24 protein-coding genes and 1 pseudogene are annotated in these 21509 nt (G+C 38.2%); 18 read left to right on the top strand and 7 right to left on the bottom strand.

Features of this window, described 5'->3' with window-relative positions; genetic code table 11:
- The first annotated feature begins 333 nt into the window (after nt 1–333).
- From ACTHOQ_RS12265 to ACTHOQ_RS12245, 5 genes and pseudogenes are all read left to right on the top strand, one after another.
- Nucleotides 334–630 (top strand): DNA-binding protein, encoded by a 297-nt coding sequence (locus ACTHOQ_RS12265; protein WP_440496430.1) that lies wholly within the window; start codon nt 334–336, stop codon nt 628–630.
- Nucleotides 631–703: 73 nt separating this feature from the next.
- Entirely contained in the window at nt 704–1183 is a 480-nt protein-coding gene (locus ACTHOQ_RS12260; protein ID WP_440496429.1) for a hypothetical protein, read from the top strand.
- Between the two features lie 62 nt (nt 1184–1245).
- On the top strand, nt 1246–1773 hold the full coding sequence (locus tag ACTHOQ_RS12255; protein WP_440496428.1) for a DUF3841 domain-containing protein: 528 nt from the start codon (nt 1246–1248) through the stop codon (nt 1771–1773).
- 206 nt (nt 1774–1979) lie between these two features.
- Nucleotides 1980–2609, top strand: a complete 630-nt coding sequence (locus ACTHOQ_RS12250) for a lysozyme inhibitor LprI family protein (protein ID WP_440496427.1) — start codon at nt 1980–1982, stop codon at nt 2607–2609.
- A 39-nt stretch (nt 2610–2648) separates the two neighbouring features.
- Nucleotides 2649–2795 (top strand): annotated as a pseudogene (locus ACTHOQ_RS12245) (HD domain-containing protein); the annotation flags it as partial.
- A gap of 248 nt (nt 2796–3043) precedes the next feature.
- Here the strand turns inward: ACTHOQ_RS12245 and ACTHOQ_RS12240 are convergent.
- Complete coding sequence (locus tag ACTHOQ_RS12240) at nt 3044–3763, bottom strand: hypothetical protein (RefSeq protein WP_440496426.1); 720 nt, start codon at nt 3761–3763, stop codon at nt 3044–3046.
- 321 nt (nt 3764–4084) lie between these two features.
- Here ACTHOQ_RS12240 and ACTHOQ_RS12235 point away from each other — a divergent pair, with 321 nt between their 5' ends.
- The 4 genes from ACTHOQ_RS12235 to ACTHOQ_RS12220 all read left to right on the top strand — a co-directional run bounded on the left by ACTHOQ_RS12235 (nt 4085) and on the right by ACTHOQ_RS12220 (nt 7504).
- Complete coding sequence (locus ACTHOQ_RS12235; RefSeq protein WP_440496425.1) at nt 4085–5548, top strand: beta propeller repeat protein; 1464 nt, start codon at nt 4085–4087, stop codon at nt 5546–5548.
- Nucleotides 5549–5775: 227 nt separating this feature from the next.
- On the top strand, nt 5776–6408 hold the full coding sequence (locus ACTHOQ_RS12230; RefSeq protein WP_440496424.1) for a hypothetical protein: 633 nt from the start codon (nt 5776–5778) through the stop codon (nt 6406–6408).
- Nucleotides 6409–6558: 150 nt separating this feature from the next.
- Nucleotides 6559–7224, top strand: coding sequence for a hypothetical protein (locus ACTHOQ_RS12225; RefSeq protein ID WP_440496423.1), 666 nt, complete (start codon nt 6559–6561; stop codon nt 7222–7224).
- Complete coding sequence (locus ACTHOQ_RS12220) at nt 7175–7504, top strand: hypothetical protein (RefSeq protein ID WP_440496422.1); 330 nt, start codon at nt 7175–7177, stop codon at nt 7502–7504. The genes ACTHOQ_RS12225 and ACTHOQ_RS12220 overlap by 50 nt, the downstream gene beginning before the upstream one ends.
- 502 nt (nt 7505–8006) lie before the next feature.
- Here ACTHOQ_RS12220 and ACTHOQ_RS12215 read toward each other — a convergent pair.
- Complete coding sequence (locus ACTHOQ_RS12215) at nt 8007–8480, bottom strand: DUF2062 domain-containing protein (protein WP_440496421.1); 474 nt, start codon at nt 8478–8480, stop codon at nt 8007–8009.
- A 546-nt stretch (nt 8481–9026) separates the two neighbouring features.
- Here ACTHOQ_RS12215 and ACTHOQ_RS12210 point away from each other — a divergent pair.
- A complete protein-coding gene (locus tag ACTHOQ_RS12210) occupies nt 9027–10589 on the top strand; it encodes a histidine kinase N-terminal 7TM domain-containing diguanylate cyclase (protein WP_440496420.1) in 1563 nt (520 codons plus the stop codon).
- 207 nt (nt 10590–10796) lie between these two features.
- Here the strand turns inward: ACTHOQ_RS12210 and ACTHOQ_RS12205 are convergent, their stop codons facing one another.
- The gene (locus ACTHOQ_RS12205; protein ID WP_440496419.1) at nt 10797–11222 is read right to left on the bottom strand and encodes a hypothetical protein; all 426 of its coding nucleotides are present in this window, start codon (nt 11220–11222) and stop codon (nt 10797–10799) included.
- Between the two features lie 368 nt (nt 11223–11590).
- Here ACTHOQ_RS12205 and ACTHOQ_RS12200 point away from each other — a divergent pair, with 368 nt between their 5' ends.
- Nucleotides 11591–12280 (top strand): hypothetical protein, encoded by a 690-nt coding sequence (locus ACTHOQ_RS12200; RefSeq protein ID WP_440496418.1) that lies wholly within the window; start codon nt 11591–11593, stop codon nt 12278–12280.
- Nucleotides 12281–12510: 230 nt separating this feature from the next.
- Complete coding sequence (locus tag ACTHOQ_RS12195; protein WP_440496417.1) at nt 12511–12822, top strand: hypothetical protein; 312 nt, start codon at nt 12511–12513, stop codon at nt 12820–12822.
- Between the two features lie 168 nt (nt 12823–12990).
- On the opposite strand, the gene ACTHOQ_RS12190 is transcribed toward ACTHOQ_RS12195, so the two are convergent.
- From ACTHOQ_RS12190 to ACTHOQ_RS12175, 4 genes are all read right to left on the bottom strand, one after another.
- Nucleotides 12991–13245 carry a YunC family protein gene (locus ACTHOQ_RS12190; protein ID WP_440496416.1) on the bottom strand — a complete coding sequence of 85 codons (255 nt, stop codon included), beginning with the start codon at nt 13243–13245 and terminating at the stop codon, nt 12991–12993.
- A gap of 129 nt (nt 13246–13374) precedes the next feature.
- A complete protein-coding gene (locus tag ACTHOQ_RS12185; RefSeq protein ID WP_440496415.1) occupies nt 13375–13590 on the bottom strand; it encodes a hypothetical protein in 216 nt (71 codons plus the stop codon).
- Nucleotides 13591–13601: 11 nt separating this feature from the next.
- The gene (locus ACTHOQ_RS12180) at nt 13602–13964 is read right to left on the bottom strand and encodes a hypothetical protein (protein WP_440496414.1); all 363 of its coding nucleotides are present in this window, start codon (nt 13962–13964) and stop codon (nt 13602–13604) included.
- Nucleotides 13965–14030: 66 nt separating this feature from the next.
- Nucleotides 14031–14357 carry a nucleoside triphosphate pyrophosphohydrolase gene (locus ACTHOQ_RS12175; RefSeq protein WP_440496413.1) on the bottom strand — a complete coding sequence of 109 codons (327 nt, stop codon included), beginning with the start codon at nt 14355–14357 and terminating at the stop codon, nt 14031–14033.
- Between the two features lie 135 nt (nt 14358–14492).
- Between ACTHOQ_RS12175 and ACTHOQ_RS12170 the strand changes: the two genes are divergently transcribed.
- From ACTHOQ_RS12170 to ACTHOQ_RS12145, 6 genes are all read left to right on the top strand, one after another.
- On the top strand, nt 14493–16073 hold the full coding sequence (locus tag ACTHOQ_RS12170; protein ID WP_440496412.1) for an ATP-binding protein: 1581 nt from the start codon (nt 14493–14495) through the stop codon (nt 16071–16073).
- Nucleotides 16054–16749 carry a response regulator gene (locus ACTHOQ_RS12165; RefSeq protein WP_440496411.1) on the top strand — a complete coding sequence of 232 codons (696 nt, stop codon included), beginning with the start codon at nt 16054–16056 and terminating at the stop codon, nt 16747–16749. Before ACTHOQ_RS12170 ends, ACTHOQ_RS12165 begins: the two co-directional genes overlap by 20 nt.
- Before the next feature lie 94 nt (nt 16750–16843).
- A complete protein-coding gene (locus tag ACTHOQ_RS12160) occupies nt 16844–18157 on the top strand; it encodes a CitMHS family transporter (RefSeq protein ID WP_440496410.1) in 1314 nt (437 codons plus the stop codon).
- A gap of 485 nt (nt 18158–18642) precedes the next feature.
- Nucleotides 18643–19059, top strand: coding sequence for a GNAT family N-acetyltransferase (locus ACTHOQ_RS12155; protein WP_440496435.1), 417 nt, complete (start codon nt 18643–18645; stop codon nt 19057–19059).
- A gap of 153 nt (nt 19060–19212) precedes the next feature.
- Nucleotides 19213–20124, top strand: a complete 912-nt coding sequence (locus ACTHOQ_RS12150; RefSeq protein ID WP_440496409.1) for a LysR family transcriptional regulator — start codon at nt 19213–19215, stop codon at nt 20122–20124.
- A gap of 118 nt (nt 20125–20242) precedes the next feature.
- Nucleotides 20243–21346: a 5-methyltetrahydropteroyltriglutamate--homocysteine S-methyltransferase gene (locus ACTHOQ_RS12145; protein WP_440496408.1), complete on the top strand. Its 1104-nt coding sequence runs from the start codon at nt 20243–20245 to the stop codon at nt 21344–21346.
- Nucleotides 21347–21509 lie beyond the last annotated feature (163 nt).

Here is a 21509-nt window from a genome sequence, read left to right as displayed (position 1 = left end):
ATGTCGGACACGTCCTCTCATATAAGTTATTTTACTAACTTAGCTCGATTATGTCCATGACTCTATATTACATCCACCATTTTTAAAATCATACTTGGGAACATCAATATGCTTAAGATTGTATTTGGTTAAAACAGATGCCACCTTTATGCAACAATCGTGCGCATTCAAGGGGTGAAGAAACGGGGCCATAAGATTACATTTGACCAACAGTTATATTATAATAATTTGGATTTCTGTAGTAAGGTCAAGTGAAGAACAGCAGCGAATAAGCGCTGAGCTGTTGATATTTAATCATAAGTAAAATAAATGTTTTTTTATGGAGGGAAAATAATGGAGTGGAATTTTATAATAATAGCAATAGGTATTGCAGTTGCAGGCTATTTTATTGGAGATGGATTAAAGAATTTTAAAAATCCAAATGCAAAAAGTATTATGGATTCATTGGAAGAAGACGATGAACACGAATTGATAAGAGAAAGTGATGTACATTATTTTATGGGGATATCAAAAGAAGATGCAAAGACTTTAATCAAAGAGCATTCTGACGTTCCACATATTATTATAAACAGTAAAGTGTATTACCCGAAGGCAAAATTACGTAAATGGTTATTGAGTGTAGGGGAGTGAACTTAATTCAACACACGGGCAAAACTGTCATTACATACCGAAAATATTGAATGCAAGAGAAGGGGCTTTGTACATGATTTTAAAAAGAGGTGTAACGGGCTTTACTGCAGGGGATTTATCACTTGAACGCGATTGGGCGGCACATCATGCTGAATTTAAAAAATACTGCTACTCGTATGTTCAGCAGGTGAATGGCAGCGTGCTGGCCTGGTATGACCCGGATATTGATTTTGGCTATGTCCATGCATATGTGAAAATCGGTGGGGAAGAGGTATATATTTTTTATAATGATATGTATGATTATGTAGCTTTTAGTAGTAATTTTGAAATTGGCGGCTTAGATTTTACTGACCATCCATTATTGAGCGCCCTGTTTGAAAACCGCTATAGGGTATTAACCGTATCCCAATTAACGGAGCCCTTACTATATCACACTAATGCGAGTGGTACTATTCTAATGAATGAACATGACCTTAATGATGTTGAGCTAGGCTTTATGGTTCATTTCAGATCACAGTCAGTAGGGGATTTAGTGTTTAATTATTGGGATTAGTAAACTGGAATTTTGTCGTTATTCTATTGTGGATTGCAATACTACATACGAGGGAGAAAGTTATGATTGTTTATACTGTACAAAGACTAAGCACCTACAAATTAATGCGGGAACAGGGATACTTAACGGGGAATTTTAAATATGCAATGTTCCCGGAAGAATATAAGTGGATGATGGATCAAATGGAAAAGCGGCTTCCTCATTATAAAAGCGAGGTACCGCCAATATGGGTATGGGAACGACGGGTTAATCGCAATGAACAGGGACTTTTTAAAAAAGGAACAAAAGGAGTCATTTTAAAGTTGGATATCCCGAAAGAGAATATTCTTTGGTCTCCGTTTGAAGAGTGGCATTCTATATTAAACAAAGGGCCAATTACCTTTGATGAAATGGAATTTAATGAGTTTGATAAACGTGGATACTTATTTCATGAGATCAAAGAAACATGGGAGCGGTTATTCGATATGGATTGGCTTAAGAGTCGTCCTAAAGAATGGGCAGGCAATTTTGAGGATGGATGGATGCAAGGTGTTACTCCAAAAATTACTATGGATCAGATTGTCAAAGTAGAACGCTTTATAGCTAAATAACATTTTCTTTATATTGGTGAGGTCATAGGAATCAACAATTAGACGCTTTTCTGAAATAAGAAAAGCGTCTTCTTGAGAATAGGCCAGCTAGTACAAGAGAGGGGGAGGGAAGCTTTCTTACAGACGAAATATTTTTCTCTCAATTCACCCATCTCTGTTGATGGGGTAGAGTATACAGTATTATTTTCAATGAGGAGGTTTTAAAATTGCGGAATGATAGAAGAATAGTAATGATAATATTTACTCTAGTACTAGTCATATTGGTTGGTTGTGAAAACTCCTCTAGTGAGTCAAGTGCAAATTCAAACAATGAGTCATCAAATAACACAGCAGCTCAAGATTCAGATGACAACGTATCAAATAAAAACTTGACAGATGTACAAAAAGACACAACAGAAAACTCTTCAGTAGATGTTGAAAAGAGCGCCAATAATGCAGGGAAAGTCGATACAGACAGTAAAGACGAAAATCCGATAACTAATGATACAAACACAATACTTCTCAAAAAATTAAACGATACTAAAAATGAAGTGGACGAATTAGAAGCATCCGACTCATCGACATTTGCTTTGAAAAAAGTGGAAAACGAAAGATGGGAGATCTGGGATGAATTGTTGAATGAAATTTATGGAGTTTTAAAGGAGCAACTGCCGCCAGATGAGATGGAGCGATTAAGAGAAAAACAACGGAACTGGATAAACTATAGAGATGATAGTGCATTGGCAGCATCGCAGGAATATAAAGGTGGTACACAGGAACACTTGGAATATGTGTCTGTGCTTGCAAATCTTACAGAAGAAAGATGCTATGAATTAGTTGATAATTATAATCCCTAATCGGGAGCAGAACTTGAAAATTGAAGGTGTTACAAGAAAATGGATAAATTGAGAAATACATTAGAGTTAATTAAATTAGGAGAAGTGTTAAAGAAAGAATTACGGCATAGTTGGCTCTCTGATGGTCGAAGGGAAAGTGTGGCTGAACATACATGGCGTGTAGCGCTAATGGCTATGGCGTTAAAAGGGGAACCGGCTGTTGCCAGATTGTAGAAATCATAAGTAAAGGTGGGAGAACGATGGATTGCTGTAGTAATAAGGTTAATGAAGTGAGAATAGGCGTAAAGTGCAAAATGATTACAAGAAAGTCAGTCATTACTTAAACCGGCTGCAATAGTAACTTACATGCGTATGTAAATCACTATTTCTGTTCAAGTAAAGACTGTGTTGTAGTTAATTTTGATGCTGGTAAGAATAAATATTATCTCATATTATTAATCGTTTTTGTGTTGTTCAAGTGCCTTCAAGGTACGTTTATCAACCATCTTTGCTACATCACCGTTCTCGTCATAAAACTCTACGATCATAGCAAATTTAGATTTGGGCAGGTAATGGATCTTTAATTTCAATTTGCCTACCCCTTCTTTTGCTTCATCCACACCGATATACCCTTCAACATCATAGCCAGTTCCGTTGATGGTCACTGATGTTATGTAACCACTGCTTCCCTTTGGTATGAATAATCTGTAGTCTTCAATTACCCCTGTTACTGTAGCGTAATTTCCACTTTTATAGTTTTCTGTATCTTCTATAGCCTCTTTTCCGTCTATGTAGGCCTGTCCACTTAACCACAGAACACCTGCCCCAATCAATGCTGTTATGTAAGTACCTATCTTTTTACGTGCCTTTTTAAAGAATAACCCTGAAAACAAAGATAAACCTAGCACTAAAAAGAAAACGAAAAGAGAGAAGTACAAATTTATTTGAGGTGCTAGCCAGTTAGTATCTTCCAAATAGTCGAACAGGTATGCATCATATAGGAGAAATACTGCGAAACCTAAAATGAAGATACCTAAACAACCGAATGCCAAAAATGGTGCTCTGCCTCTTTGCCTATCTTCTTTTTCCCTGTTTCCACCTCCTTTTCCAAAACTGGAAAGAGTTTGTGTTTTCGGTTTTCTTTTCTTTTTCTTACTCATTCTTTTTCTATCCATAGTTTAATCCTCTCTACTTTAACGAGGTCCGGGATTCCCCAATCCTCCTGGTTCTACAACTCTTTATTTTACCATGTCAATGACCATTTTACCTTTCATATCATGCAGTTCTATTTTACTGATGCATCCAGACATAGGTGAGCAATATCTTTTATGCCTTTGTTTCAAAAGCCTTCACTGATTGCTAAAAGTGCTCCTATTTTTAGGGATTTTTTTGTTTGCTTATATTGAATTTAAGTAGGATATAACGAAGTAATTACACCAACCTTATTAATAGGCGCATTAATGTATGTACCTATTAGTAATAGGACGGTGATCATTTTGAGGTTCTTAAAAGCACTCGCTTGTTTGTTCGTTATTTTTTTAGTTTTTGGAAATTTATTTGATCGCGAAGGAATCGCTTCAGATGGTGAAGTTACGCTAAAAGAAGCGATTAATATTGGACTCCGGAAAGCAAAAGAATGGAATGTAAACGCAACACTCGAAAGTATCAACAGTGTGGATGAAAAGATGGGAGGCTCAAGAGGAGAAACAGGGAAACGCTTTAATTGGTTTATGATTTTTATAGTTCCAGGTACAGAAGATTATGTGCTGGTTGGTATTTCAGAAAAGAAAATCACCGAGTTTAGACCGAATAGGCAAACTCCGGGTCCAGCAATACCCTACGATGAGATTAAATTGGATAGCTCTGATGTTCTCGAACTGGCAAAGGATAAATTTGGACTTAAAAAAGGCAAAGATTGGGCAACAGGATACCATTTTACACTTAATAGTATTGAAGGTATTCCAATCCTTACAGTAATTGGGGTTGACCAAGATAATTATTTTACCCGAATATCGTTCAATGCTCAAAACGGAGATGTGGTCAGCGCCATTCATAAATTACCATATGGCGGAGGATTAATATCCAAACGTATGGGTACAGATCATACCGGTAACCTAATAAAAAAAGGGATGGCGATTACGGGGATTGTCACTGGAAATAAAAAAGTAGTTGTATGGGGAGACAAAAAGCCAACACAATTTAGTACAACCAAGCAACCTTTTATTGAATGGAGCCATAACAATGGAGAAACATGGACAGAACTCCAGCCTGATAATTATGTAACAGAGGCATGGTTTGATAGGAATGACCAATTATTTGCAGCAACGGAAAAAGAGCTATGGGCTGGTATAACATCAAAAAGTAAAGGAATGAAAATTCTTTCATTAGACCAAGCAATTGAGAACATCGATTATTCAATCAACAACCATATAGCTGTGCTGTCAGGCGGAACTATTTACTACACGACCAGTCAAGGAGAGAGTTGGGAACAAGCTATAGTCCCGAAACCATTTGATGCGGTTCAAATATCAGAGAATGGTGACTTGGTAGGATTCACAGAAGAAAGGAAGATTCTACAAAAGACAAGTAATGGGTGGATTGAAATCACTATGCCGAACAGTAATGATGAACCACTAGATATGAAAGTGATTAATAATAGGCTGTTCATCACAACAAAAAGTGGAATTTGGATCCGACAACTTCAAGAGGGAAATTGGACAAAAATGCAAGTGGATGAAGTGGTCTTTAAATTTATTAAAAAAGGAGAGAAATTATTCGGATATACAAATAGGGAAGAAGCTATTTATTCCATCAACACGAAAGATGAAGGCAAACCTGAAAAAGTGTTTGTTGCGGTTGATTTCATCGTTAATGATGTGGATATTATGGGAGATACACTATGGATTGCAACTGCACCCAATTATTCGTGGGAAGATATGGCGATTCCGCAGAGACCGTAAAAGTTTGAAGGGTATATCGATGGAGAAAATATATTATGAACATGTAATTTAGACAAACGGGTACTTAGTTTAATAAAGGTTTTCAGCGAACGGGCGCATTTCTGCAACAAGAAATGCGCTTTTCTTAATGAATTGGGTCATTTTCCAAGTGCTTTATTTTTCAAATAAACATGGACATAGTGTTTTTCTTGGAGCAAGGGACATACCCTCTTTACAGGAGGTGTTATATGTCAAAAAGGATATTGATAACTGCTGGAATATTTATAGTAGGAATAACATCGTTTAACTTGTTAAATAACCCGTTCCTATTTGATTCTTCCAGAGAAAAAGTAGAAGAACTAGAGTCTTTGAACACTATAGAAGAATCTATACTGAAAAAGTTAATGGTAAAGCTCCATAAGAAATATGTAGGAGTTGACGTCAAAACGACTCCAAACAAAGAATTGGTCATACAAGTAGTGGGAGATGAAGGCTATTTAAAGTCAGTGAAAATGGACATGGAATTTATTGCAGAAGGTGTCATTAAAAATACTGTATTAGAAGATTATATAGTTGTTTTTGAAAGATGGGATTGGATTGGTGATACAGATGAAATGATCAATAAAGAACACCAGTTCATACTTAAGACGTTAATGAAAGGCCTTAGGAATTATCAAGTAGTTGATCAAATAAGTATTGATACTCAGCAAATTATTATCGTACATACTTCAATAAAAGATTCGGATAAAAATGCACGTAAAGTTGCACTAGAAATTGAAGAAAAGGCAAATGAAATATTACATTCAGAAGAATTGAATTCAGTATCTAATAGTAAAACTTTTAAAATTAAAGTGAAAATGAATGGAAAAGTGATTAATTAGGATTCTTGATGGTAATTCGGAATTTAGGGTTTTATGTTTTTCACTATTTATAGGGAGCACTTTGTACGAAAGAACAGAAATTTATTCCATATTATGGATTGGGTGTGTTGATATTGTATTTAATTTATTAAAGATTAAGGAGGCGGTATTTTGAAAAAAGTATTAACTGGTTTTGTTGTGTTGTTATTCATCATTTCGGTATCTTATATGTTAGTTAAAAATGAATCAAACAAGTCAGCATCTGTAAATACGGAAAAACTAGAGGATATTTTAGTTAAAAGTATGGAAGAAACTAAAACGGAAAAAAAGAAGTTGGAACAGTTTCTGACAATAGGTTCACAGGAGCTAAACAATAATGGGTATCAAGTTAATTTAGGGTTTTCACATGAAGAGCGAAATTTAACGGTGCAGGTTCCGGATAAAGCGTTTTTAAAAGCCAATCAAATGGACATTGAAAAGATCATTTATAATACTGCAAAAACGATTGGATTTCAAGATTTTAAAGTAGATTTTCTCACTTTGGAAAACTTGCCTTTGCCTACATTGAGCGAAGAAGATGAAAAGTCAAGGAATTCTATGATGAAAGTTGTTGAAGAAATTAGGGCTTTATTAAAGGAAAAGGGATACCCTTCTAACTCAGTCTTAACGAATCCGAATAATGAATTCATTATTGAAATACAAGGAACGAAGGAAGATTTAGAGTACAGTAAAGAAATTGAAGAACTCGAAAAAATCTTCGGTCAAATGATTCAATCAAAAACGGACTTTGATTATACGGTTAAGATTCGAAAAAAAAAGCGAAAGTGCAATACGTGATCAACAATGGCAGCCAATCCTTAGTGCGATAAGTGAAGAAACGAACAAGAGGTTTGAAGAATATCGGGGGTTTGCCTATTCATTCCATCCGGAACCATTACAAATTATTATTAAAACTAACATCGATTCACCTAAATGGTTCGGAAATCCCGATAAAAAGATCAATCAAATTGCAGAATATGTAGATATAATCATAAAGTTGAAAAGAGAAGAGTTATCGATTGAAGAAATTCCATACGAAATTATTATTACGGATAAAAATGATAAGGAAGTAAAATAGTTACAATGCAGTGAATTAGTTTAACAAGCTACGTCAATTTGATAATTTTAATCAGACTGGGAATACTACACCTAAAATACATCTAGGTTAAAGAAGATGACCAGATCTATTACACTTTTGTTGATTTCATTTTGTTTGTTGTTTTCCTTGACCATATATGCAACTGTAAATGTTAAGCCTGATCCTTATGAAAAAATGTATCCTGAAATAGGTTACAAAACTGTGGAAGATGCATTGGGCGATTTTGAACAACATTTCAAACAAGAACTTAAACTTTCGCTTAGAGTACCACCGATAAGCTTTACTCATTTATTCCCGCGGCAATCGTGCAATTGACTTTGCAGGCCCGTTCAGCATAATATTCATAAAAATGTTATATAATACTCGTTGTCGATGGAGATACGGTGCCGTTACTGTGTTTGTTCATATATTAAATTGCTGGTAATACAGCGCAACAATGAGCTTTAAGTTTTACAGGTCTAAAGTGATCTTTGAAAATTTTTCATCTAATCCTATTTAAAATCCCCACTCGGTACTTCTTAAATATTACATACACTATTATGTAAATTAGGACTGAGGAAATGAGTATATTGAACAATGCTCCTGTCAGAAATATGAATCCACTGGAATGGGAACTAACAATTCCTGTATAAGTATGTTCGATAGCATCTATGTATTCTACTTCTTCAAGTTCATCTATTCTTGTTTTTCTATCCAATAGTAAGCTCCCGATCTTATAATTTAAGAAGAAAAGGAGCGGCCAAATAAGAGTTCCCATGACACCACCGACAAGTGCTGAAACGGTATTCGCCTTCACGAGTCTTGCCATACTAACGGAAAGAACGGGGCCCAACCCAAAGGTAGGAAGCCAGCTAGGGATAAAACCGATAGTCACCCCTAGCGATACTTGATGTGGACCAGATTTAAGCCGGAACAGACGGATTAAATTATATTTGATTATTCGTGTTATTTTCATATATGTATATCCTCTCCAAGTGCTTCATTACAACCGTAAAATAAACATGATAGATTTATTATACCGAATTTACTGGATATGGATTTCATTTTTCCGAACTATTGTATTAGTAGGATGGTGCTGATAATCTTTTTGACTGATTGATGATTCATTACACAATAAAAGGTGATGATGGGCGCCATAGTGGTTTCCTGGCTGATTTAGACGATGCTACAAAGGAAAAAGCTTAAGACCTTATCGATGATGCAGAAGCTCAATTAGCAAAATTAGGGATAGATCACTTGCCTATGAAAGGTTTTAAAGGAAATACTGCAGAATAAAAGCTAGGAGAGTACCTCAGATTGATGTTGTAAGACTGATTTACAGTCCTCTAACATTAGTTTGGGGTACTCTTTTTATTTCAAAAATAAGATGTCACAACATAAATGATTTTCTTGAATTTGGTTGTTTTACGTTTCCCTTATCTAGTAAATAAAGTATCCATTTATTTTTTATAATATGCTACAGTTAAATTAAAAAGTGTTAACTAAGAGAGGGTAACCAACAATGGGTTCGCAATTGACCATGTATATTACGCTTGTTTGTACATCAGGCGTGCTTAATTTGTACTTATGTCTCTATGCATTTAAGAAACGTCATAACTATACGAATATCGCAAACTATTTTATTTTTTATACAGCAGCGATAGGCATTTATTGTTTTGCTTCGGCTATGAGCTTAATCTCTACGACACTTGGGCAAATCAATTTTTGGACAATCATCCTTTATGTAGGGATGCCATTGTCTTCACCTTTAGGATTATTATTTATTATGACCTATTTAGGCATTAACGTGACAGTAAAAAGAAATATTCTCATGCTCCTTATACCTTTTATTACAATTATAATGGTGGCGACGAATAACTGGCATCATCTTCATTACCGAGTGTTTGAACTGGACCCGGATTTAGGGGCTCCTTACGTTTATCAGGAGATTGGCGTTTGGTATATTGTCCATGGTGTGTACACATTTGCCTGCATGTTTGTAGCTTTTATACTGTTAATCTCTCACTGGAAAGAAACGGCTAAGGCATATCGTCCGCAGCTTATTGCGTTAATGTTCGGTCAGTTTGTTCCGATGCTGACGGCGTTTCTGTATTTGATAGGAGCGACACCTGCAGGAATTGACCCGGTTCCAATGGTTTTATGGCTTTCTTCGCTGCTGTATTTATGGTCTATCAGCACATCCCGGCTGTTTACAATTATGCCGATTGCCAAAAACACGATATTCAACAGCATAAATGATGGCGCTATAGTGGTGGATGAATCATACAGGCTTATTGAGTTCAATCAAGCTTGCAAAGCAATATTGCCACAGTTGGATAAATCAATGCTCGGCAGGAATTTCGGTGAGATTTGGACGGAGCAGACAGGAGATGCCCTGCCATTCAAATTAGGGACCGATATTGTGCACAATCAGGAATTAAGACTGGCATCCGATGATTCAGAGCGTATTTATCAGGTGCGTACTACATCATTGGACCAAGCGAACAATAGCAAAGGTCTGTTATTAGTCTTTACCGATATGACAGAGGTCAAAAGGCTGCAAGTACAATTGGAGCAGCAGGCTTATTATGACGAGCTTACAAAGATTTATAATCGGCGCGCATTTTTGCAGCAATGTGAGCAGGATTTTATGGCGGCAAAAGAAATGTCCTCTCCATTTACAATCATGTTAATGGATATCGATTTTTTTAAGCGGGTGAATGATACGTATGGCCATCATGTTGGTGACCAATTGCTCGTGCACGTCGTAAAGGTTTGCCAAACTCAATTGCAGGAAGGGCACTTCTTCGCTCGTTACGGCGGGGAGGAATTCGTCATTGCAATGAAGGGATACAAAGAATCAGAAGGCGAGGCATTAGGAAACCGACTTCGCAGAACCGTGGAGATGGAGCCGCTTATTACTACAGAGGGAAGTATTTCGGCTACTTTAAGCATTGGAATTGCTGAAGTAAAGGAATGGACAGGGGAAACACTCTATCAGCTGCTGCATAAAGCAGATACAGCTTTGTATGCAGCGAAGCAAGAAGGGCGCAATCGAGTGAATGTCTATGCGGATAGCCATTGAAAAAATGAAACCTCGCAGTAAACATAAGTATAGGTACGAGTTTAAACCGACATGGAGTCAATATTCTTCATGCCGGTTTTTTAATAGAGCTATATGACAAAGTTTATAATGCAACGGGCAACAGAATTAAAAAGATTGCAGAAACTGATGAATAAGCTAATATGCACTGATGCGAAATTCATTTACAGCAAATGCGCTTTTCATTAATTAAGCAAATTTAATATTTTTCTTAACGGCTATTTCACATAAGGCAAAGAGTAAACCGGCAACACCAAAAAGAATAATTGAGCTAATAATATTTAAATTGTATGCTTCTATAAAAAGATTATTATATTTTATTGCAAAAACAACCGCTCCTATAAATCCCCCGAATAAAGGAAATAAAAATAATTTCAATTCCGGTTTTCTGACGTATTTACTTGCGATAAATGTTAGCGGGAAAAACGAAACGGGATAGACGATTATGACGAAAGCTGCCTCAATGAAGAAATGAAAGACGGGCGCATCATTCAGTCCTATATATTCCGACGTCTGAATTTTATCGCCTTCTAATAATTCTACTCCGATTGTTGCTAAGGAAAAGAATACTGCAAACGGTATCCACATTATTAAACAATGATAAACAGTTTTCATCTGATACCTCTCCTTATGTGATTGACGCAGTTATTATAACAGCTTATTCAAAGCACCATCAATTCAAAATAGCGTTCGAATTAGTTTCCTTAGTAAATACAACGAAAAAAGTGGAATAAAGTTACGCTTCAACTGCCAGGGGTCATTCTGCATGAAGGATCAGCACATACGATAAGAGGCTGAAAAAATGCATCGATGGAGAAGAGATTGTTTAGTAAGGATGATAAGAGTACTGCGCTCGAATAAAATGAAGAATAAGTATAACAATTGGAATGGGAAAAAATGCTATGATTATATTTGTAGCATCATTAGAAAATTGCTGCTTCGAACATGGACAGCAGAGGTTTAATTTTTGAGGAGCCGCTATTTTGATTATGAAGGATTTTCATTGCAGCTTTTGCGCGTTGTTCAAGTTGGCCTTTTTTTCTCGGCCCGCTACAATAAATATAGCGGCATCAGCACCTTTAATTAAAGAAAAAGAGAGGTGGAAATTAATGAGGAACATATTTATAGGGATTGGCATATTCACAGGATTGATAACTGTATTTCTATTTTATAATCACAAACAACTACCTGCAGAAGAGGATGTATTTCAAAATACGGAAAACTGGTCTTCAGTAACAGAAGAGGTCTATTTTGTAAAGAAAATAGACGGGGACTGGTTAACGATATTTAGAAATAGAGATGCAATTATGATGGGCCGGCTAGAGCAGAATTGGTTAGGGTATTGGGAACTAAGAGGTGATGAGGGATATAAATCTACATTAATTTCAACATATTATCCACCTATGGAAGATGATGAATTTACTTGGAGTGCATCAGGTTCAAGCGGAGAAACCAGTTCATACTATTTTGGTCAAATCATCAATCCTATGATTAACAGGATAGAGGTTGAAACGAAGAAAGACTTCTTTGAAGATGCTTTAATCATTAGTGATGGAGGTGCACAATTTTTCTTTGTTGAATCAGAAGACGAGATGCTAATGCCTGTAAATATTCGGGCATTTACTGAAACTGGAGAGTTAATATATTCCACGATTAAACCAATATATCGTTAGTGTTCGACCGCTGTATGAAGAGATGTAAAAATCCTACCCCCATTGTTAATATTACCCTAAAAAGTGATTTTTTTATTGGATTATGAATATAGTAACCGATAACTAGGGTAAGGAGAAGTATGATCTATAAAATAAGAAAGCGGGAGGGGGCGTACACGGAAAATCCATGAAATATGTTTTTCCGTATATGAAGATCGTTCATAAATATATTTGAAAAGGATGTAGATAATATGAATCAAATTTTTAAAAAAGATGAGTATATTATTATTCCTTTCTATAAAGGGCGCAAACAGGAATTTATGGTTGTCAATACGAAGAAGGAGTTCAAAAACGGACATACCCACTTAAAGTCATTTAAGATGGCCAAGTATTTGATCAGTCTTGCGCGATGCAAAAAAATAAATTCCGGATTGAGACCATATTTATTAACGAGCCTTACAAGAATATCAACGGATTCTGAATATATTCAGAAATTGGAAGAGCTTCTTGCTGTAAAGAGATGTAAAGGAAACAAGGCCTCTTATTATAATAGAGCGATTTGAAAAAAGAATGTGATTATACCTGAAAATAGACAATGAAAAAATGGAGACCGCTTTTTCGGGTAAATGAAAGAGCGGTTTTTGTCATGAAAGAATTTAACGTAACTTTAGGCCAGGCATTTTTGCGGAGGGAAATTTGCAGATAGCTCCGTATTTGGCTATCCAACCATTTTAGATCATTTTTAATAACGCTTCTTCACCAGTCATGCCTTCTTCGATGCCGTACGCTTTCGCCTCGTATGTGACGGATTCCAATGGCGCTTTTAGCAAGTCATCGATTGTTCTCACACCAACTGCACGGCCAGCAATGATTTTGCGATCGGCCAATTTCTCATTTAACAGCCCGACATCCAGTGCGCCACACATAATGTAGCCACGTTCATTCGAAATCGTCAGCAATGTTGTTTTAGGTAATTGAACGGTCACGGCAGTAAATGAATGACCTTGAAGATCAATCGTTTCCGTATAGACGATAACCTTCTCCCCCTTTCATATAAATCATATGAAACAATTAGAAATAGGTACTTGTTTTTCGGTGAAATTGTGTAGAGTGTATCAAAAGAGCCGCTCTGTTCCACTTTCGCCGGTCTTTGTTCCACATTCAAGGCGCTGAGTTCTACTTTCGGCCTGGCGTATTCTACTTTCAAGCGGAAATCTTCTAATATCGCGGAAGCGTTCTACTTTTGAGCCGCTTTGTTCCACTTTCTCCGGTCTTTGTTCTACATTCAAGGCGCTGAGTTCTACTTTCAGCATGCCGCGTTCCACTTTCAAGCGAAAATCTTCTAATATCCGGGAAGCGTTCTACTTTTGAGCCGCTCTGTTCCACTTTCTCCGGTCTTTATTCTACATTCAAGGCGCTGAGTTCTACTTTCGGCCTGGCCGGTTCCACTTTCAAGCGAAAATCTTCTAATATCCGGGAAGCGTTCTACTTTTGAGCCGCTCTGTTCCCCACTTTCTCCGGTCTTTATTCTACATTCAAGGCGCTGAGTTCTACTTTCGGCCTGGCCGGTTCTACTTTCAAGCGAGAATCTTCTAATATCCGGGAAGCGTTCTACTTTTGAGCCGCTCTGTTCCACTTTCTCCGGTCTTTGTTCTACATTCAAGGCGCTGAGTTCTACTTTCGGCCTGGCCGGTTCTACTTTCAAGCGAGAATCTTCTAATATCCCGGAAGCGTTCTACTTTGAATGAGGATTGATGTATGAAGCTTTAACTTACTCATCGCCGACCTTTATCAAATAAATCCCTTTCTCAAATCCGCCGCGCTTCTCTTTCTTTGCAATCCGAGTTTTTTCAAGATCTTCAAAAGTGGCTTCGTGAATAAGAAGAGCAGCATGGATCAGTTCCAAAATATCGGCTAGTTCCTCCAGGGCATCCCGGGCATTTGTTGTCTCTTGATATTCATGCACTTCTTCTTCGAGTTTCTTCTTGATTTCAGTTAAATGTTCAGAAGTGTGTAGAATACGTGCAGTGAATTTACTCCCTGATTTTTCAATGATTTGTGGTATTTGGTCGCGTACGAGTTTGTTGTAGACTGGCATTGGACATCCCCCCCTTTTTATTAATTATAGAGAAAATCAGAAAGTTTCCAAAGTATGATTTAATATTATTCTGATTATTCTCCCGAAATTTCCATGTTAAAATAGTAAAATCAACGCTCGAAAAGGGGGACCACTATGGTGACTCGTCTGAAGCAGTCTTTAACGGCCCGACTCATTATTACGATCAGCGGGATTGTTTTTGCGATTTGTGTGCTGTTTTTATTACTGATCAATCATTATTTGAATGAATCAATTATAGAAGAGATGGGGGAAAAGGCGTTAACGAGCGCGTATTTGATCGCTGAACGCCCGGATGTCAATACCGCGTTTTCAATGAAAGATCCATCTTCAATTCTTCAGCCGATCGCAGAGGATATACGGCAGCAAATCGGAGCTACATTTGTTGTGATTGGGAATAGGCAAGGGATTCGCTATACACATCCGGACCGTGAAAAAGTCGGCCAGTCGATGGTCGGCGGGGATAATGATTCAGCGCTTATTGATAAAGAGTCTATTGTTTCCAAAACAACGGGTTCAATGGGAGAATCCATCCGCGGGAAGGTGCCAGTTATCGTCGATGGTAAAGTAATAGGGGTTATTTCGGTCGGATTTTTAACGAAAGATATTAAGAAAGCAATTGATACAGCCTTTTTGGGATGGCTTCAAATAACGGTACTTGTAGCGATTTTAGGTATTATTTGCGCAGTGCTGCTATCACTTTATGTAAAGAAGCAATTGCTCGGTATGCAGCCTGCACAGATCGCAAAGCTTTATTCGGCCTATCATACAATTCTAGAGGAAACGACAGACGGGATTATATTAACGACGCGGGATAATGATGTGGTCATATGCAATTCCCGTGCAAAAGAGCTTCTTTCAGCATTAAAAGAAGATTTATCGCTGGAAAAAGTGCTTCCTGAACGGCTTTTTGATGAAGAGGTTATTCGGGCCCTGGAAATTCCTCTGCAGCAGCAGGAAATTATTATTTCAAAGGCACCTTTAAAGCATGGGGAGCGACTCGGCTATTTATATTTTCTGCGTGCAAAGCTGGAATATGAAACAGTGACGAATGAGCTGATGCTTGTGAAGCAGCAAGCGCAAATGCAACGTGCGAAAACACATGAATTTGCCAATAAACTGCATGTAATCCTCGGGCTGTTAAAGCAATCCCACACGGAAGAGGCAATCGCGTTTATAAGGCAGGAGCAGCAGGATACGACGAAACAGCAGCAGGCACTTGCAGCACAGCCTTCCATCCTGATACAGGCATTATTAGAAGGAAAAATTTCGGAAGCAAAAGAGCGCGGTATTGTAATTGCAATTGAAACAGACGACGTTTTAATTGATTATAATGATGAAGAAGTTGATGCATTATTGACAGCGTTAGGCAATGTGCTTCAAAATGCGATGGATGCGTTGCATAATGCGAACATATCGAATAAGCAAATCAACCTGTCTATTCATCAGTACAAACATGAGCTCATCATTGAGGTGCATGATAATGGACCAGGCATCGATGCGGAAATGGCAAAGCAAATTTTTACGCTCGGCTATACGACAAAGGATGGCTATGAACGAGGCTATGGCTTAACGATAAGTGAGCAGGCACTAAAAAAAGTTGGCGGCTCATTATTATTGGAAGAAAGTGATTTAGGCGGGGCTTGCTTTTTAATCATTTTGCAAAGGAAGGGATTCAATGGATATTTGGCTAATTGAAGATGATTTTCGCATTGCGGCTATTCATGCCGATTATATAAAGGCGATTCAGCCGGAAGCACAAGTACAGCAATTTTTAAGCGGTGCCTCATTAAAAGAAGCACTCCTTCATACAGCAACACCGCCAACTGTTCTTTTTATGGATTTATTCATTCCGGATGTAACAGGCTATGAACTCGTTGCCTATGTACGGGCTCATTTTCCGGGCATATGCATTATCATGGTGACAGCAGCGGCAGAGCGTGCGCATGTTGAAGCATTATTTTCATACGGGGTTTTTGATTATATTGTGAAGCCGTTTGATGAGGCAAGACTTCAAAAAGCATTTCAGCAGCTTCACCTTACACGGTCGGCTTTGCAAAAGAAAACACACTTTACACAGCAAGATCTGGATTCGCTGTTTTACCGGCAAAATAATTCGGCGCCAGAAAAGGCGTTGCCGAAAGGGATTGACACATTTACGCTCGAACGGGTCATTCACTTATTTAATGAACAAATGTACACTACTTTAACGGCTGCACAATTAAGTGAAATCATCGGGACAAGCCGATCCACTGCAAGAAGGTATTTAGAGTATTTAGTTGAAATGAATATTCTTGAAACGAAGCTGCTTTATGGAACAGTCGGTCGTCCGGAACGCAATTATGTCCTCTGTGAAACTTATGAACAAAATTGATTTTATTTTACTTATTGAATAAATGAACACATTATTCCTCCATTCTTGTAATTGTCATAAAATTATAAGAATTCTAAGCAATGGGGGTTGTTTAATGTTAAGTATTGTAGGAATTATAACGATTTTGGTTATTGTCGGCCTGTTGATAAGCGGGCGTGTATCACCGATTGTTGCAATGGTCGTTCCACCTGTGATTGCCATGTTTATTGTCGGGTATTCGTTTGATGATTTGGGCGTGTTTTTCGAAGATGGGATTAACTCCGTAATTAGTGTCGCGATTATGTTCATTTTTGCGATCATCTTTTTCGGGATTATGCAGGATGTCGGGTTGTTTGAACCAATCATCAATAAAATGGTAGCGCTATCAAAAGGGAATGTCGTGCTTGTTGCGATTGTAACGGTAATTATCGCTGTCATTGCACAGCTGGACGGTTCTGGTGCATCCACATTTTTAATTTCGATTACAGCACTGTTGCCGCTGTATGTCCGACTTGGCATGAACCCGTACTTGCTTTTATTATTGGTCGGTGGTGCTGCGGCGATCGTAAACATGATTCCGTGGGGCGGGCCTTTAGGGCGTGTTGCGTCAGTTCTTGATACAGATGTGACAGAGCTTTGGCATCCATTAATAAAGATCCAGATTATCGGCATTGTGCTCATGCTTATACTCGCTGTATTTATGGGTCTCCGTGAAAAACGCCTAATAGCAAAGCGAGCGAAGACAGGGGAAGTGTTAAGCTTTGATTTAAGCAACAGTATACTAAATAATGAAACTGATGAATCTTTGAAACGTCCAAAGCTGATTTGGGCGAATGCGATTCTGGCAATTGTTGTTCTTGCTGTGTTAATGTCGGGGCTTTTACCTGCTGGACTAGCATTCTTAATCGGTGTTGCAATCGCTTTACCGTTGAATTACCGTACACCGAAGGAACAAATGGGGCGCATTCAGGCACATGCATCGAATGCCTTAACGATGGCTTCGATTATCATTGCTGCCGGGCTGTTTTTAGGAATATTAAATGGTACTGGAATGCTGACGGCAATTGCGAATAATGCCGTTAATATTCTGCCAAGCTTTTTAGCGCAGTATTTACATATTATTATCGGGGTGCTGGGCGTACCATTTGACTTATTGTTAAGCACAGACGCCTATTACTTTGCCTTGTTCCCGGTCGTGGATCAAATCGGCTTAACTTATGGAATCGATTCGTTATCGACAGCCTATGCGATGATTATCGGCAATATTGTCGGAACATTCGTATCTCCGCTTGCGCCGGCTGTGTGGCTTGCGCTTGGTTTATCAGGCTTGGAAATGGGCAAACACTTGAAATTCTCGTTTTTATGGATGTGGGGATTGAGTATTGGATTACTGGTGATCGCGATTTTATTAGGTGTTGTGCAAATTTAGGGTAGTGGTTTTGGGCAGGCTGGCAAATGGCTTTCTGAAGCAGCCTGAACCATATGAATAATGAATGCTAAGTGAAGTTTCTTTTATAAGGAGCTTCATTTTTTTATGGGAACTGTCGTATTGCTTGAATGGAAGAGACCAGGATTATCTCGAAATAATACAATCCGCAATATATTTCAGAAAATGAACGAATATGAGTGCCTTTGTCGATTTCGAGTCATAATTGAAGGAGCTGGTACGGTTATTTTAACAGGATATCGGGAAGTCGCAAAGCCTGGGCCTGGCCTCTAGTATCGAGACATTTGAATAGCTTGTACAACCGGAGCAAATCCCGATAGAATAATAGAAACCATCCGAAACGAGGCGTTGTCATGGAAGAGCAATTATTTGGTGCTTTAAAACATAATTCAAAAGAAGCAATTGAACATGGACAGTCAACGAGCGAGGTTACAATCAGAAAGTTGAAGAATGAAGAAAACGAGCCAATGGAATTGCTGTTGCTGGCGGATCCTTCCGAAGAAAGTATTTCAAAATATATAGATATTAGTGAAGTATATATCGCCATTGAAAGGGAAGAAATCATCGGTGTGTATGTTTTAAATGAAATTGCGCCATCAAGAGCTGAGCTGATGAATATTGCGGTTGCAGATTCGCATCAGGGGAAAGGCATAGGAAAAGCTTTGGTTTATCATGCAATTCGAGCAGCAAAGGAAAAAGGCATGGAGTCGATTGAGCTTGGCACGGGCAACTCAAGCATTCAACAGCTAGCGCTTTACCAGAAATGCGGTTTTCGAATGAAAGGGATTATCCATGATTATTTTGTTCAAAACTATGAGGAACCGATTTTTGAAAATGGGATTCAGTGCCGGGATATGGTGAGGTTGGTGCTCCGTTTCATCTAGTTTCCTTAGTTTTTTCTTGATTTTGCGTGTGGCATGACTGTTACAGAAGGTTTGAAACATATTGGATAGCCATAAGGAAAAGTAGAGTACATTATTCAATAGATTTGAAATCAAATTCAAGAAACTTTAACAACCAGGAAAGAGGGGAAAAAAGTGACATTGCAGCAATTAAAATATGTGATCGAAGTAGCGAAGAGTCGATCGATCAATAAGGCGGCACAGAGGCTGTTCATTAGTCAGCCGAGCCTCTCGAATGCTTTAAAAGAGCTGGAGGAGGAAGTGGGGATAACGATTTTTCTGCGTTCCAATAAAGGGATTGTGATTACTCCTGAAGGATCAGAGTTTTTAGGATATGCCCGGCAAGTGGTGGAACAGGCTGAACTTCTCGAGAACCGGTATACGAATACAAGTTCCCCGCAGCAGTTTTTTTCTGTATCTGCCCAGCATTATGCATTTGCGGTGAGTGCCTTTGTACGGCTGTTAAAGGATTATGATATCGAGGAATACGAGTTTAGTTTACGGGAAACAAAGACATATGAGATCATTGATGATGTCAAAAACCTAAGGAGTGAGATTGGGATTTTATATGTCAATGAATTCAATAAAAAGGTAATCCACAAGTTTTTGGGGGAAGGCAATTTACAATTCCATGAGCTTTTTACAGCAAACCCGCATGTTTTCATCAGCTCGACAAATCCGCTGTCTACAATGGAGTATGTCACCTTATCTGATTTGGATCCCTATCCGTATCTTTCCTATGAACAGGGGGATTATAGTTCGTTCTACTTTTCGGAGGAGATTCTCAGCACGCTTTCCAGACCGAAAAATATTAGGGTTACCGATCGCGCGACTTTATTTAATCTGCTGATTGGGTTAAATGGCTATACGATTTCAACTGGTGTCATTAGCCATAAATTGAATAGCAAGGACATTATAGCCGTGCCTTTAAAAGTGGACGAGAAAATCCATGTCGGATATATTACACATAAAAATGTAGCAAACAGTACATTGGCCAATACGTATATCCAATATTTAAAAGAATCGATTGCCGAAGAATTACTTTAGTTATAGGAAGAAGCTATAACGAGGGATAGGTTTTATGTGTTACGTTATAACAGTTTCCCTGTGCTAACCTTACATTAAGAAAAAAAGTTTTAACAAAAAGGAAAGCAGGGGATTGTATATGACAAAAACATTAGTAAAAGCACCGTTTAGAGCAGATCATGTAGGTAGTTTATTGCGTCCGGACAGCATCCATAAGGCAAGAAAGGATTTCCGGGAGGGCACTATAACGAGCCAGCAACTGCATGCAATCGAAACAGAGGAAATCAGGAAAATTGTTGATAAGCAAATTGAAGTCGGTCTTCAAGCTGTAACGGACGGTGAATTTCGCCGAAGATTTTGGCACACGGATTTCCTTGAACATCTAAATGGGGTAGAGGGTTACGTTCCGGATTCGGGCTTTGCATTCAAAGGTGAAGAAACAGAAAGATATGATGTTCGTGTAATCGGAAAAATCTCGTTTAACCCAAATCACCCGCATATTAAAGATTTTATCGAATTTAAAGAAATTGTCGGGGACCGGGCTGTTGCGAAACAAACAATTCCAAGCCCAAACCAATTATTTAACGCAGGAATTCGTAATGTGGATATTTACCCGGATATTGAAGAATATACAAAGGATATTATCCAAACATACCGCGATGCCATCCAAGCCTTTTATAATGCAGGCTGCCGTTATTTACAGCTCGATGATGTCTATATTGCAGGCCTGAACGCTCCGGAAATTCCGTTCAATGATAGCGGATATTCCCGTGAAGAGTTAATAGATCTGGCTCTGCGTGTTGTAAATGGAATACTGGAGGATAAGCCGGAAGATCTGATTGTAACGACGCACCTTTGCCGAGGAAACTACCGCTCAAAGTGGGCATTTGAAGGCAGCTATGCGAAAATTGCACCAATATTATTTGCAAAAGAAAAAGTAAACGGATTTTTCCTGGAATATGATGACGACCGCTCTGGCGATTTTGAACCGCTGGATTACATTCCGAATGGCGGACCGCAAGTAGTGCTAGGTGTATTCACTTCGAAACATGGTGAATTGGAGGTGAAAGAAAATATTAAAGCGCGTATTGAAGAGGCGACAAAATATGTGCCGCTGGAGCAATTATGCATCAGCCCGCAATGCGGATTTGCCTCTACGCACCACGGAAATATTCTGACTGAGGATGAACAATGGGCAAAGCTGAAATATATTGTTGAGATTTCGAAAGAGATTTGGGGATAATTTCTAAGGCGAGCACGATTAATTCATAGTTACAATAAATTTTGAACCGGTTTAATTTTGCTGCAATTTCAAATTGATCAGCGAAATGTAAATAAGGCAAGATAAAATACCCATACTAACAACAATTCATTGACTTCTGAATTTTTGAAGCATACAATGAAGG

This window comes from Solibacillus silvestris, from assembly GCF_051967575.1.
Taxonomy (GTDB): domain Bacteria; phylum Bacillota; class Bacilli; order Bacillales_A; family Planococcaceae; genus Solibacillus; species Solibacillus silvestris_B.
This window is presented reverse-complemented; position numbering and strand designations above follow the sequence as displayed.

What these genes read in the sequence shown, in the direction of transcription:
- ACTHOQ_RS12265 (WP_440496430.1), top strand. Translation starts at nt 334, where the DNA reads ATGGAGTGGAATTTTATAATAATAGCAATAGGTATTGCAGTTGCAGGC.
- ACTHOQ_RS12260 (WP_440496429.1), top strand. Translation starts at nt 704, where the DNA reads ATGATTTTAAAAAGAGGTGTAACGGGCTTTACTGCAGGGGATTTATCA.
- ACTHOQ_RS12255 (WP_440496428.1), top strand. Translation starts at nt 1,246, where the DNA reads ATGATTGTTTATACTGTACAAAGACTAAGCACCTACAAATTAATGCGG.
- ACTHOQ_RS12240 (WP_440496426.1), bottom strand. Translation starts at nt 3,763, where the DNA reads ATGGATAGAAAAAGAATGAGTAAGAAAAAGAAAAGAAAACCGAAAACA.
- ACTHOQ_RS12230 (WP_440496424.1), top strand. Translation starts at nt 5,776, where the DNA reads ATGTCAAAAAGGATATTGATAACTGCTGGAATATTTATAGTAGGAATA.
- ACTHOQ_RS12215 (WP_440496421.1), bottom strand. Translation starts at nt 8,480, where the DNA reads ATGAAAATAACACGAATAATCAAATATAATTTAATCCGTCTGTTCCGG.
- ACTHOQ_RS12210 (WP_440496420.1), top strand. Translation starts at nt 9,027, where the DNA reads ATGGGTTCGCAATTGACCATGTATATTACGCTTGTTTGTACATCAGGC.
- ACTHOQ_RS12205 (WP_440496419.1), bottom strand. Translation starts at nt 11,222, where the DNA reads ATGAAAACTGTTTATCATTGTTTAATAATGTGGATACCGTTTGCAGTA.
- ACTHOQ_RS12195 (WP_440496417.1), top strand. Translation starts at nt 12,511, where the DNA reads ATGAATCAAATTTTTAAAAAAGATGAGTATATTATTATTCCTTTCTAT.
- ACTHOQ_RS12175 (WP_440496413.1), bottom strand. Translation starts at nt 14,357, where the DNA reads ATGCCAGTCTACAACAAACTCGTACGCGACCAAATACCACAAATCATT.
- ACTHOQ_RS12170 (WP_440496412.1), top strand. Translation starts at nt 14,493, where the DNA reads ATGGTGACTCGTCTGAAGCAGTCTTTAACGGCCCGACTCATTATTACG.
- ACTHOQ_RS12165 (WP_440496411.1), top strand. Translation starts at nt 16,054, where the DNA reads ATGGATATTTGGCTAATTGAAGATGATTTTCGCATTGCGGCTATTCAT.
- ACTHOQ_RS12160 (WP_440496410.1), top strand. Translation starts at nt 16,844, where the DNA reads ATGTTAAGTATTGTAGGAATTATAACGATTTTGGTTATTGTCGGCCTG.
- ACTHOQ_RS12155 (WP_440496435.1), top strand. Translation starts at nt 18,643, where the DNA reads ATGGAATTGCTGTTGCTGGCGGATCCTTCCGAAGAAAGTATTTCAAAA.
- ACTHOQ_RS12145 (WP_440496408.1), top strand. Translation starts at nt 20,243, where the DNA reads ATGACAAAAACATTAGTAAAAGCACCGTTTAGAGCAGATCATGTAGGT.